We start from the raw sequence: 13,309 nt of genomic DNA on the forward strand, positions 1-13,309 counted from the left end.
TGTTCAGACATTTTTCCCACTGCGCTCATCCTCCTCATGTACTAAGTGTACATTTTCGTGGTGGAGGACTCCAACTGAATTAGGGGGCTGTGGAGTTAATTTCGTGATTCTCCCTTTTCGGGAAAATTAAGGCGGATTTTCCATCCTAAATCCCCATAATCGGTCCTCTTGACGAAATTAGCGCGGATTTTCCGCTTAATTTGTTCCGCCTGCTATTTTGTCTTACTCCCATGATTCACCTCACATAACAAATTGCGTTATGACCTTAACCATGCTATGTCCAACCCTTTTGTCTCTAAAACATCTAGTCCGTCTTTGAACTCCATAATGCTTTCTCCATCCCAGCCACGCTCTATTCCATATAAGATAAATTCTCTAATTACTCTGGGATGATGGATAAGGAAACTCCTTGCGGTTATTCCCTGGCTCTAATAGGAACATATAAATCGACTTTAGCTTTCCCTTCCGGATCTTCAAAAGGATTATTCATACAGAACTCCAGACAATCTCGTTCATCCGGATCGAATTCGCTATTTGGGAGCCATTGACCGAAAATACTTTGATAAGCAATCCCTAGTTTATCGATCGTATCGTAAAAGCGGTACAGCCCATACAGACCTCCGGGCAGCTTCCTAAATTGAACATCGCCATGGTTTTCTTTGACGAACGATTGCGGCAATGTCACACAGGCGTCATATCGGCATTCGTTTTCCTCTGTCGTATTCGGATCATCTAAAGAAATTCCAATGAAATACTGATTCGGCGGATACAATCGATGCTTGGCTGTCCATTCCCCCAATTTCCTCCATGCGATATGCGTATCTAAATAACTGCCAACATGTCTTACGTAAGCAATCTCGTACTCCGGCAATTCTTCGATTGAAATATTCATTTGCCAAAGCCTCCTCAAAAAGTTGTTGGTAACACTTTTATCATAATGAGAAGGATTTGATTGTTCCTCTTGCTTATTGCCAAAAAACAAAGAAATATTGCTATCTTTGCTTACAGCTTTTCTATATTCACTTGGCGTCTTATTAAATTGCTTTTTAAATGCAAAATTAAAATTCGAGGCCGATTCAAAACCGCACAAATTGGAGATTTCGAGAATTGATCGATCGGCATCGGCCAGATAGGATATGGATTTGTCTAACCTCGCTTTTGTCAGGTACGCTATAGGCGTCATCCCTACCATGGCTGTAAAAACTCTGGAAAAATGATATTTTGAAAAGTGGGCCGCTTCTGCCATCATGTCGAGAGTCAACCTGTCGCTTAAATTGTTTTCTATGAAAGCCATAACCTTGTTAATTCGATCAATGTAGTTGTTTTTATTCATTACTGTGACGGGTCCTCTCGGCTATTTCTGATAATGTCGTTTAATATTCGTGAAGCATTTAACAAATACCTCCCTTGTAGAGAGGTCTCTGTCCAAGTCCGTCAGGTTAACTGGTTGATAGGTAGAAAAAAAGCTGCCGGGGCGCCATGCCCGACAGCCAAGTATTATGATTTCCCCGGCAGAAGCGCTTCCCCGAACCGCTCGCGCATCCGCAAATACCCTTCGGCGGCGGCGCCGTTGCCCCAGTCGAAGATCGTGAACTCGCCCATCGGATCGCGGACCGGGCTCGTTCTTCCGCCGTGGCCGTAGTTCTCCATCATGAAGCCGTAATCCCGCTCGTTCAGGAACGGCCACGCCTCCTCCCACCTCCGCTTGACCTCGGCGTTCTCGGGGCAGTACATGAGCGCGAACGATGCGCGCATGGCCGCAACGCCTCGTTCCTTGTATTCGTCGACGCCCAGTTCCATGCCGTAAGCGACGATCAAGTCGGCGAACAGACTTTGCCGGGCGTCGTTCCATTCTCCGTCCGCATTCATTACGCCGAAGCCGCCTAACGTCGGCACGTGGATGTACGGAGGCTGCCAAGCTGCCTGCGTCATCAGCAGTTCGTCCAAGCAGCGCCTTCCGATTCGCAAGTACGCCTCCCGTCCCGTCGACCGATAACAGGCGAGCAGCGCTTCCGCCGTCCAATACATTGAGAAGTTGCACTGCTTGTACATGCCGTTCCTCTCGATCGGACGACCCAGCCACTCCCGCCCCCAACGGCAGCAGGACCAATACGTCTCGAAGTCCTCCCAGCGTCCTTCCGGCACAATCTCCTCGCATACCGCGTCCATAGCGCGATAGGCGGCTTCCGCATACCGCTGCTCCCCCGTCAACGCGCTCAGCTCAAGCAGCAGAGTAACCGATAGCGACGTCTCCGGCGATTGATCGAGCACGCCGCACGGCTGGAAGCTTTCCGCGTCGATCCATCCCGGGAAATACCCGCGCTCGTCCTGCAAGCCCAGCAGCGAATCCGCATACGTCCGGGCATAATCTACGAGCCTCTCGTCGCTCTCCAGCTCCGCGTGCCAACGCAGCATCAGCAGCGCCGTCCAGCTCATGTCGAGGATATGAAGAGGCGCTTCGCGGATGCCGAGCCCGAACGGATTGCGGTCGGAATTGCCCCAATAGAGAGTCGACCACCCTTTGGACCGGCGGCATCGACGGCCGTCGATCTCTACCTCCTCCATCTCCGTCGCTACGACCGCGGGGAAAAAGCCTCCGCCGCAGCGCGGAGCGGACAGCGCGAGCTCCTTGATTTTATTCGCCCTCTCGATCCAGACCGCCTCGCCGGTCAACTTTCCGTAACGGAATAAACCGTGAGCCGAGCGAAGGGAGCTGAACCACGCCTGATTCCATACCGAGAGGACCTCTCTCTCGCTATAAGGCCCGGGATAATTCGGGCTCTGGGTCACATTTACGATAAAAGCCGGAGCGCCGACCTCCTTGCCGGCCAGTTCGAACTCCTGCCATACCGCCGCGCCCCACTCCTTGAAAGCCCACTGATAGGCTCGACGCACATAAGGCTCAAGCTCCCCGCCGACAGGTTGCCCTTGCGCGTAAAGCGGAAGGCCCCACCTTTCCCAGAAGAAAGCGAGCAAGTCTCGCCACGGGTTGTCGATCGCCTCGGGCTCCTCCGTCGCAAACAAATAGAAGCCGAACTCGACTTGACCCTTGACGAATAGAGCCCCCGGCTCCCGAACGAACAGCACGTGCTCCTTCACGGACGTTGCGCACAGCCCCGCGGTCAGCACGTTAGCCGGCGCATCGAGATCCATGTACCACCGGGGCGAATCGGCCTCCGCGCCGTCCCCGGCCTTCGCCAGCGCGTCCAAATCCGGGACGACGGCGAGCTTCCTTCTGCCGTCATGCACGATCAGCGCGGGAGCGCGGAAAGCATGCTGGTCGATTACGTGCCCGTCCGTCGGGGCGAGGTGCGGCGCCCAGCGAAACGTCGGAGCGAACGCCGGACGAACCTCGATCCGCCAATCGTCCTGCCTGACGTCCCGATCCAACGGGATACGGATATCGACTTTAGCCACTCCGTCTCTCGGATAGGTCACCTCGATGCTCGGCCTGACGCCGCCTAGCCAATCGCAGGTCAACGATCCGACGTATTCCTTGAAAACCCCGTCCAATCTCACGATCTCCCGTATAGCGCTCATCGCGTGCTCCTTCCGCCATCCGGCTCAGCCTTTAATGCCCGAGCTCACGATGGACCGAACATAATATTTTTGCAGGAACAGAAACAGGATCAGAATCGGAACGGAAGCGACCGTATCCGCCGCCAGAATCTTCCCCCACTCCGTCGCCTGAAGGTTAGTGAATGTCGCGATGGCCACCTGAAGCATCTGCTTCGTCTCGTCGTTAATGACGATAAGCGGCCACAAGTATGCGTCCCATTGCCCGAGGAACGTAATGAGTCCCATCGTAATCAGCGCCGGAATCATGGCCGGCAACACGATTCTCGCGTAGATGCCCAACCACGACGCGCCGTCGATCTTGCCCGCTTCCAGCAATTCTCCCGGAACGTCGGAGAAAAACTGCACGAGCAGGAAGATGCTGAACACCGATACCGCCCCCGGAATGACAAGGGCTCTGAAGCTGTCGATCCACCCGAACGCATGGACGAGCAAATACGTCGGAACCATCGTCACTTCGCCGGGAATGACAAGAGCGGACAGGAAGATGGCGAAAATGACGTTGCGTCCGCGAAACTTCAGCTTAGAGAAAGCGAATGCGGCCATCGAGTTGAAGAGAAGCGACAGCAGGGTAACCAGAACGGCCACAAACAGCGTGTTGCCGATAAAGCGGCCCAACGGCTTGGACTCGTCGGAGAAAATATCGACGAAATTTTGCAGCGTCCATTCGACCGGAATAAACAGATGCCACTCCAGCGATACGTATTGAAACAGCTCTTGCCTCGGCCTTAACGCCCCCATGAACATCCAGAAAATCGGAAGCAGGGAGACGATGGCGAGCGCAATCATCACTATCCATTTCAAGAGACGTCCTATGCGCTCCAACGCCATCCCCTCCTCAATACTCCACATTGGATCGGAACAGACGCAACTGCACGACGGAGATGCACATGACGATCACGAACAGAATGAACGCCGCCGCGGTGCCGTACCCCATCTCCATCTGTTGAAAAGCCGTTTCGTAGATGAACAGGACAGAAGTCGTCGTCGAATCCGCCGGACCGCCTCCCGTGACCAATTGTACCGGCACGAAAATTTTTAACGCGTCCATTGTCGTGATGATCACGACGAACGTCATTGTTCGGCGCAGAAGCGGCAGCGTGATATGGACGAATTTCCGTATCCGCGTCGCTCCTTCGACTTCCGCCGCTTCGTAGAGATCACCCGGAATACCGTTTAGCCCCGCTACGAAAATAATCATAAAAAAACCGGCCGACTTCCACATGCCCAGCAGCATTATGCCATACATCGCCAGACTCGCGTCCGACAAGAACGAGATCGGCCCGAGGCCGAAGAAGCCGAGCACGCTGTTCAGCAGACCGTAATCCTGGTTGTAAATAATTTTGAACAACGTCGAGGCGACGCCCATCGCGATCACGACAGGCATGAAGAACGTCGTTCGGAACAAGCCCGACACCCAGGAGGTCCGATATACCAGCAAGGCCATCCCCAACGCGACGGCCGTCTGCACGGGAATGACGACAATCGCGAAGTGAAAGGAATGCCGAAGGCTGCCGAGGAATTTCGGGTCCGACATCAGGCTGCGGTAATTGTCCAGTCCGACGAACGAAGAGTCGGGATTGATCAGGCTATAGTCTTTAAAGCTGATGACGAACGCATTGATCATCGGGTAGAAGGTGAACAGGAGCAGTGCGATCGACGCCGGCAAAATAAACAGCCAAGCCGCTCGCTCTTCCCGCTTGCCGAATGCCGATTGAAGCTTCATAGTGATCGCCTCCGCGAAGAAGGGGGCTGCCTCGTAAGCACTTCAAGTTGCTCTGAAAGATAATCGATGATAAAGGTGCAAGGTATATGTACCTCCCTCCGATGCTATACGCTCCTGAAAACTGAATTGGTAAACCCGTAATAATGTAATTTCAGGAGCGTATAAGGCAGTCTCCGGGAGGTACATACACCTTTCTTTACATATCGATCATCTCCAGCAACTCTGCTTATAGATCAGCCCCTTTTTCGGCTTTATTTATACTTCTGCAGCGCCTTATCGATCGTCGCGACGGCTTCGTTCACCGCATCGTCCACGTTCCGGTTTGCGACTCCGAGATCCGCGAACAGCTTCGAGATCGAAGTCGTGATGACCGGATAGGCTGGAGTTACCGGCCTTGGGTGAGCGAACTTGCTGGATTGCTCCACGAAAATGTTCATTGGATATTCGGTCAGCTCCGGGATCGCGCTCGCGGTGGAGAGTCGGGCCGGGAGGTTTTTCGTTTCCTGGTACCACATCTTCGCGCCCTCGACGCCGGTGACCCAGTTAACGAATTTCCACGCTTCGTCGGGATGCTTGGAGCCTTTGGTGATCGCCATGTTCCAGCTTCCGTTAGGCGTCACTTGCTTGGCGTCCTTCCATAGCGGCGCGATATCCCAATCCTCGCCCAGCTTGAATTCGGGGTGCGAGGATGCGAAGCCCGAGATCGCCCACGGTCCGTTGACGATGATACCCAGCTTTCCGGTTTCGAACGCTTCCGGCGGCGTCTCCTTGGGCGCTACTTTGTATTCGTTATAGAGGGACGCGAAGAACGACAGCGCCTTTTTCGATTCAGGCGAATCGAGATAGCCTTTGACCTCGGTTCCGTCGGGACTTAGGATTTCGCCGCCGGCTTGCCAGATGAAAGGCAGCTTGACGAACGTCGAGCCTTCTCCCTCCCCCAAGCCCCATCCCGGATCGATGCCGTAAATTTTATTTTTCGGATCGTTGATTTTTTGCGCCGCCTGCAGCACCTGCTCCCAAGTCCATGGTTCGTTCGGATTTTTGGAGGGAAGCTCGACGCCGTTTTTCTCAAACAGCTTTTTATTGTAAAACATCGCAATGCTTGCGTCGTTCAGGGGAGCCGCGTAAATCTGCCCCTTGTACGTCAAGCTCTCCAACACGGGCGCCGCGATATCCTCTTTGTTCCCGTCGATCTCCATGTACTTGTCGAGCGGAATGACCGCTTCCTGATGGGCGTAAGCGGCCAGCGTCGGCCCGTCCAGCCCGATAACGTCCGGAGGGTTGCCCGCCGCAAGCGCCGTACGGATTTTCGTCTCGTAATCGCCGTAAGGAATCACTTCCATTTTGACTTTGATCGTCGGATTTTCTTTCTCGAACGCCTGGATCATTTTCTTCAGCGTGGCCACTTCGGGCGCGAAGTCGTGCCTCCAATATTTGATCTCTACTTTCTTGCCGTCCCCTTGGCTTTCTCCCTGACTCTCGCTCGCGCTAACGCTCGGAGAGGCCGAACCGTTATCGCCCGAGTTCGTCTTCGAGGAGCAGGCCGACAGCGGGGCGACCCCCATGCAAACAATGAGCAACATAACCGCCGTTCTTCGCCATCTGAGCATTTTTTATCCCGCCTTTAGTGTGTATTGATGAACACGCCTACAGGATAACACGACGGAGGCGAGCCCGAAATGCAGCCGTTTTGGGCGTTGAGTTGTAATATTTTTGGCAGGGAACTCAGCTTGCGGCACTTGGCGCTACAGACCCCCGCGTTCCGTTAGGTATGCGCCCGTTTTTTGCGGTATTCGTTGGGCCCCATACCGTAGTAGCCTTTAAAAACATTGCTGAAATAAGCCGGACTGGAGAAACCGGTAAGCTCGGATACGTTAACGATTTTCAGATCGCTCTCCTGAAGCAGCCTCGATGCCCGATCCATGCGGATGCCAAGCAAATAATCGCTGAACGTACTCCCCGTCGACTTATGGAACGAATCGGACAAATAAGCGACATTGTAATGGAATTGCTCCGCGATCGCGGACAACGTCAATTCCTCGCCGTAATTCTCGTGCATATACTTGCGGATCGCTTCGATCGTGTCCTCGCGCCCCTTGCCTTTCAAGCCCTTCAACGACGCGACGGCTTGCAGAGTCATCTCCCGGATGTCTCGCACGATCCGGTCAATCGCATCGCAATCCCAAGCGGAATTGATGTACGGCCAGAGAAGGCGAAGCGGATCGAGATTCTTCAGATCGTACTTGCGGATAATTTCGCCCATCCTAAGGCCAAGCTGCACGAGGAAGAAGGAGAAGGCCTGTACGGACGAGCGCTTGCCGGCTTCGGAAATTTCCTTGAGCGTTTGAAGCGCCTCGCCCTCGTCCGCGTTCTCTACAGCCAGACAGAATCTGCGCAGAATCGCGAACGAAAGCTCGTTGTCCTCATCGGGATCGTCGCCGTAAATCGTCTGCGACACTTTATCCGACTTGCTTCGGCTTAGGGCGAGCAAGCTCGAAGCCAGCCCGGCGCTCCAATTCCGGTAACCGGAGACGGGGTGGCCGACGCCGATCGCCAGCTCGACGCGCAAATACCGGACGACCTTCTCCCTGACGTCAGCCAGAAATCGGCCGAGCAGGCCGTCTTGCCGCCCGTCCCCGTCATTCCTCGTAACGGACGGATCCGAGTGAACGACGAAAAACATCCGATCCGGCCGCTCCTTCTCCCCGAACGTCTCGACATGGCTCCCCCATTGCGAAGCGATCTCGGTCATCAGCAGCCTGTAAGCTTCCTTGAACGAATCGCCGCTCTGCGCGCCTCCCGGAGCTCTCGCTTCGGGAATGCGCATCTCGGCGACCGCGAATCTCACAGGCTGTTCGGCGAGCGCCCATTCGGCCAATCCGTAAGCGCGAATCCGGGATGCCGCCTCCGATTCCGGGAGCTCCCCTCTGGAGAGCTGCGCGATTGTCCGTTCTTTCTCGGCATCCAATTCGCGCTTTAAGGAAACCAGCGCGGCGATCAGCTCCGTCTTGATAACCGGCTTAAGGAGATAGTCTTTCGCGCCCTTGCGTATTGCCGTCTGAACGAGCGGGAAATCGTCGTAGGCGGAGAGGACGATCGTCTTCGTCCCGGGAAAGCGGATCGCGCATTCCCGAAGCAGCTCGAGTCCGTCCATGACAGGCATCCGGATGTCCGTGATCAGAACCGGATACCTCCGTTCCTGCAACACGGCCAAAGCCTCTGCACCATCGGCCGCTTCCGCCGCCGCGCGAAAACCGTAATCCTCCCACTTGAGCTTCAGCATCAAGCCTTTGCGAATTTCCGCGGAATCGTCCGCGATCAGAATGTCGTACATGCTTCGATCACCTCGCAATGGGAATGCTCATCTTAATTTCCGTACCTTGGCGCTCGGCGGTCCGGATCTCCACGGAGAAGCGAGAACCGTAGGACATGCGCCCGCGGGCGATCACGTTTTTAATGCCGATGCCTTTCTCGCCGATCTCAAGCACATCCTGCGCGAAATTCGATTCAGTGGCCGGCTTCAGATCCTTGAGCACCTCTTCCGGTATGCCGAGCCCGTTATCCCGGATGACGATCGTCAATTCGTCGGCCGTCTCCGCGACGAGCACGGACACGACGGCCACATCGACGATGCCGAGACTGTATTTGACGGCGTTCTCGATCAACGGCTGCAGCAGCAGCTTTGGAATCCGCAGATCGTCGCTGATAGGTTCGTCCACGATCTCGAATCGAACGCGGCTCCCGTAGCAGACGGAGAGAATCGATGTGAAGGCGCGAATCGTTCCCATCTCGTCACGCACGGAAATCAATTCCGTATTTAATCGAAGCGAGGATCGGAGCATCAAGCTAAGATCGTTGATTACCCGCTCGATGTCTTCGTTCCTTCCCTGCGCCGCCAGAGACGTGACGACCTCCAGCGTATTGTTGAGAAAATGGGGATTGATCTGCAGCAGCAGCGCTTTGTATTCCGCATTGCGCCTTCTCAGATTCTGGGCGTACTCGGTTTCGATATACGATTTCAGCCTCTTGACCATGTTCAGGTAATTGACCGTTAAGAAGCCGATTTCGTTTTGCCGGAGCCGCTTCTTGGCCATAATGGCGTTCCCTTTCAGGAAATCCCCTTCCTCGACGTACCTCATGGAGCGCACGATCCGGGAGATCGGATTGGCGATACGGGACGAGAACCATAGCGTCAATGAGACGGCAATCACGAATAGAACGACCGCGACCGCGATGACGTTCTGTCTCGCTCTCGTGATTTCCTGGAACAGCTCTGTCTCCGACACGGCTCCAACGACGATCCAGCCGGTCGTCTCCGTCCGCTGATAGAAATAGATCGTGCTGCTGTGCTCGTCCCGATAAATGCGCGCTCCCGCATCGTCCTCGCCGCCCGCGAAGCCGATGCGATCCAGAAGGGCGGCGGGAAGCTCGCCCGGCTTCTGGTCAAGCACGGGAGCCCCGTTCGGGGTGATCAGGAACACTTTTCCCGTTTTCCCCAGCGTCAACTTATCGAGCGGCTCCTGCAGGGCGGACGTTCTGACGTTAAGCTTCAGAATCCCTTCCTCCCGCAGGTTCAGCAGGTCGGACAACGGATAGATCAGAGCGTTCACCCGCTGCCGATTCGTGGCCGAACCGTTCTGCCGGGTATCGAGATGCGCTCCCGCCCAGCGGATGCCCTCGTTTCGATAATCGTTGTACCAGTCGCTGCGCAAATATTCGTCGCCCTCCAGGTTCCACAAATCCCATCCCCCGTGGAAAATGTTGACGGACAAAATCAAAGGGCTGTTGCTAACGACGGAATCGAAGTACTTCCTCATTCGGATATTTTGCTGCACGGCATTCGAGGAAGCCGCCGACTCGTCTCGCGAACGAAGCCATTCCTGCGTCTCATCGCTGCGCAAAATCTGGTTCGCGACGTTCATCACTTGGGAGGTCGCGCTTTCCGCGAAGTCGGCGTACTGGTTCATCGACTGAACGGTCGTCGTCTCGATGGAAGCCCGCAAAGCGTCGGCCGCCTGCTGCCAGAAAAAATACCCCATCAGCACGAAGGGGACGATAAGCATGACGATAATCGCGATTAATTGCGTGCGTATGGAGTAGAACATGGCTCATACCGCCTTTGCAACCGTTTTCCACAGCATAGGCGCTCCGACGTAGACGAGTCAATTGGAAAAATGCCGCTCGCTCCCGGCGGAGAATCTCCTTCCGGGAACGGCGGCCCCCTGGTCCAAGCCTATTCCGCGTAATACACTTCCAGTTCGGCGATCGAGGTGTACGCTTCGTTCCCGCCCGGCTTGCCGATGATGCGCACCCCGTCCCCCCACGTATCGTCGAAGACGAATTCATAGGTGTCGCGATTCGCGGATTCGTTCCCTGGGTAGGAAGGCGTCGTGCGGATATTCCGGACGTCCACCCACTTGAAGTTCTGCCGCACCTGCACGCGAACGCGATCGAACCATCCGCCCGTGCCCTCGTAGGCGTCGCCGGCAGAATACACGACCTTATTTATATGATAGGCGCGAGACCACGCGTACCCCCACCAATCCTCCGGCTTGCGCTCGCCGTTGCGGCTATCTTCGGCGTTTTCGCGATCCCCGTCATTCAAACGTGACAGCTCGCCTTCATACATCGCCCTCGATAGCGGCGCGACGTCTTGGGAATTCGCCGGCAGCGCCAGGTTAACGCCGCTTTTGCCGTTATCCGGTTCCGTCTTGACGAAGGGAACGACTTTCAACTTGCGGAGAGAGAAATTGTAATTTTTCACGCCGCCCACGAACGTATTCGAGCCGACCCACATCTCGCGACCATCGGCGCTAATGTACTTGGATGGAATAACCGTCGCGTAACCTCCGGCTTTTTTGTCCACCCACGGGTACTCGCCGAAATCAACCGATAAGAAGCGTTTCCACGGTCCCCACGGCTTGGGCGCTTCGTAAAACTCGAACGTAAACTCCGTCCACGACGTATACAGATAACGGTCGAGCGGTCGGTTGTAGACGATGCTGCCCTGGGACACGACCGACAGGTTGCCAAGCCCCGGAGTCAGCCGATCGGTGTACAGACGGCGCTCGTCTTGCAGCACCGGCCGTTTCGCTTGAAGGTCGCCCGGCTTCGTCCACTTCGCCTTGCCTTGCAAATTTCCTGCGTAGAACTCCCAGGCGGAGACGTCCTGAATGCTCTCCTTTTTCATCCGTGCCAAATAAAGCTTCGTCGGGTCCTCCACAATATCGGAGAAGGAATCCCGCCAGTTATTGTCCAATCCGTAGGCGTAGACGTAATCGTCGAACGTATTGGCGGCCCCTTCTTGGCCGTAATCGAGAAACATGACCGTCGTGAACGTGTGATCCTTGAACATGGGCGATTGCGCGCCTGCAGTCCAGGTCTTCCCTTTGTCCGTCGACTTGTAGATCGATGCAGCCGGAGCTTCGTTGAAAATATGTCCGCTGGCTTCGTCCTTGTTCAAATCCTGTACGGCCAAATACAAATCTCCCCCGACCGCGACGATCCCTGTAGGTTTGCGATTGTACCGCTCCGGGTCGCCCCATATTCGCCCGATTTCGTCGCCGGCTGCCAGCCGTTCTCCTTCTACGTCGTTATTCCAGGGCGAACCGGTAATCTTGTTCATGACGATATCGGACCATTCGCCGCCGGATTCGTAACCGAACCCGATACCGTCCCCGTTGGCCGAATAGAGCGCATCGTCGTCGGCCCAGGCGACCGGCCAGAGATCGCCGTCGCTGAATGTCGTATAGGATGCGCCGGGTTCTACGGATGCGATGGAGAAAAAGGTGCTTTCCTCCGCAATGATCGGCTGATTCATCTGCTCCTCCTTCTCTTCAGCGCAAGATACGAGAATAAGCGCGCTTAACGAAGCTGTTGCCAACAGTACCATCCACCTGCGCTTGAACCCGAACGCTCTGAACGTTCCGGTCGGCATGCCGCTTCCTCCTTTCCCCGATCCGGCAACCCTCCCCGCGCCGTCACAGCTTAATCTGAACCTTTAATAGCTCCGGATCTTTGGGACGAGCCAGAAACTCCGGCGTCTCCTCCAAGGAAATGACTTTGGACACGAGAGGCTCCACCGCGATCCTCCCTTCCTTCACCCATTCGAATGCGGGCAGAAAGGTATGGTTGATCGCCATCGAGCCGAGAATCGTCCAATCGTTATGGTAGAGCTCGAACGGATTTAACCGAATTCGCGCATCTTTAGGCGTCACGCCGAATTGCAGGTAGGTCGCCGTCTTGCCCAGATGAGACATGGCAAGCTCGATCACCGCAGGCAGCCCCGTCGCGTCCACAACCACATCAAATCTGTGGCCGGACAAGCTCTCGAGGCTGCCCGCATTCACCGTTTCCGTCGCGCCGAGCGACCGGGCAAGCTCTAGCTTGTTGTTCGACACGTCGACGACGATCAAGCGTCCCGCCCCGGCGCGGGCAAGCGCTTGAACCAGCTGCTGGCCCATCGCTCCGGCGCCGAACAGAAGCACCGATTGTCCGACCTGCAGCCGAAGCCGGTTCATCGCATGTACGACGCAGGCGATCGGTTCGATAAACGCGCCAGTCGCAAAAGACATGTCGTCCGGGATTTTCACAACGTTGCGGGCGGGTACCGCCACGAGTTCCGCCATGCTGCCATCGACCGTATTGCCTAGAGCTCCCCATTTGGCGCATTGGTTGCCCCGATTCGTCAAGCAATAGACGCACTTGCCGCAGAACAGCGACGGGTCCGCCGTTACCCTGTCCCCTTCGCGAAAGCCTTCGACGCCTGCCCCGATCTCATGGATCGTGCCCGAGAATTCATGTCCGGGAATGAGGGGGTAGGGGGACAAAAACTCCCCTTCGAAAATATGAAAATCCGTTCCGCATATCCCGACCCGGGAAACGCGAACGACGACCTCGCCCGGCCTCGCTTTCGGCTCCGGCACTTCCTTGACGACAGCCCGTCGCGGCTCTTCCATAACCAGTGCTTTCATTCGTTGTCTCCTCTCCCTCGCGCAATCGCTCCTG

At 55.6% G+C, this 13,309-nt stretch carries 9 protein-coding genes; all 9 read right to left on the reverse strand.

The genetic code is table 11. The features are described from left to right. Window positions 1-415 precede the first annotated feature (415 nt). The 9 genes from DFP98_RS24815 to DFP98_RS24855 all read right to left on the reverse strand — a co-directional run bounded on the left by DFP98_RS24815 (window position 416) and on the right by DFP98_RS24855 (window position 13,275). The gene (locus tag DFP98_RS24815) at window positions 416-1,333 is read right to left on the reverse strand and encodes an AraC family transcriptional regulator (protein WP_116063321.1); all 918 of its coding nucleotides are present in this window, start codon (window positions 1,331-1,333) and stop codon (window positions 416-418) included. Window positions 1,334-1,497: 164 nt separating this feature from the next. After that, window positions 1,498-3,540 carry a glycoside hydrolase family protein gene (locus DFP98_RS24820; RefSeq protein ID WP_116063322.1) on the reverse strand — a complete coding sequence of 681 codons (2,043 nt, stop codon included), beginning with the start codon at window positions 3,538-3,540 and terminating at the stop codon, window positions 1,498-1,500. Between the two features lie 24 nt (window positions 3,541-3,564). Next, entirely contained in the window at window positions 3,565-4,401 is an 837-nt protein-coding gene (locus DFP98_RS24825) for a carbohydrate ABC transporter permease (RefSeq protein ID WP_116063323.1), read from the reverse strand. 13 nt (window positions 4,402-4,414) lie between these two features. After that, window positions 4,415-5,302 carry a carbohydrate ABC transporter permease gene (locus tag DFP98_RS24830; protein ID WP_116063324.1) on the reverse strand — a complete coding sequence of 296 codons (888 nt, stop codon included), beginning with the start codon at window positions 5,300-5,302 and terminating at the stop codon, window positions 4,415-4,417. A 251-nt stretch (window positions 5,303-5,553) separates the two neighbouring features. Then, window positions 5,554-6,912: an ABC transporter substrate-binding protein gene (locus DFP98_RS24835; RefSeq protein ID WP_116063325.1), complete on the reverse strand. Its 1,359-nt coding sequence runs from the start codon at window positions 6,910-6,912 to the stop codon at window positions 5,554-5,556. A 155-nt stretch (window positions 6,913-7,067) separates the two neighbouring features. Beyond that, complete coding sequence (locus DFP98_RS24840; protein ID WP_116063326.1) at window positions 7,068-8,636, reverse strand: response regulator transcription factor; 1,569 nt, start codon at window positions 8,634-8,636, stop codon at window positions 7,068-7,070. A 7-nt stretch (window positions 8,637-8,643) separates the two neighbouring features. Further along, window positions 8,644-10,407, reverse strand: coding sequence for a cache domain-containing sensor histidine kinase (locus tag DFP98_RS24845; protein WP_116063327.1), 1,764 nt, complete (start codon window positions 10,405-10,407; stop codon window positions 8,644-8,646). A gap of 128 nt (window positions 10,408-10,535) precedes the next feature. Next, window positions 10,536-12,239: a DUF4185 domain-containing protein gene (locus DFP98_RS24850; protein ID WP_116063328.1), complete on the reverse strand. Its 1,704-nt coding sequence runs from the start codon at window positions 12,237-12,239 to the stop codon at window positions 10,536-10,538. 43 nt (window positions 12,240-12,282) lie between these two features. Then, on the reverse strand, window positions 12,283-13,275 hold the full coding sequence (locus DFP98_RS24855; RefSeq protein WP_116063329.1) for a zinc-dependent alcohol dehydrogenase family protein: 993 nt from the start codon (window positions 13,273-13,275) through the stop codon (window positions 12,283-12,285). Window positions 13,276-13,309 lie beyond the last annotated feature (34 nt).

It is taken from the genome of Cohnella phaseoli (assembly GCF_003386235.1).
Taxonomy (GTDB): Bacteria; Bacillota; Bacilli; order Paenibacillales; family Paenibacillaceae; genus Cohnella; species Cohnella phaseoli.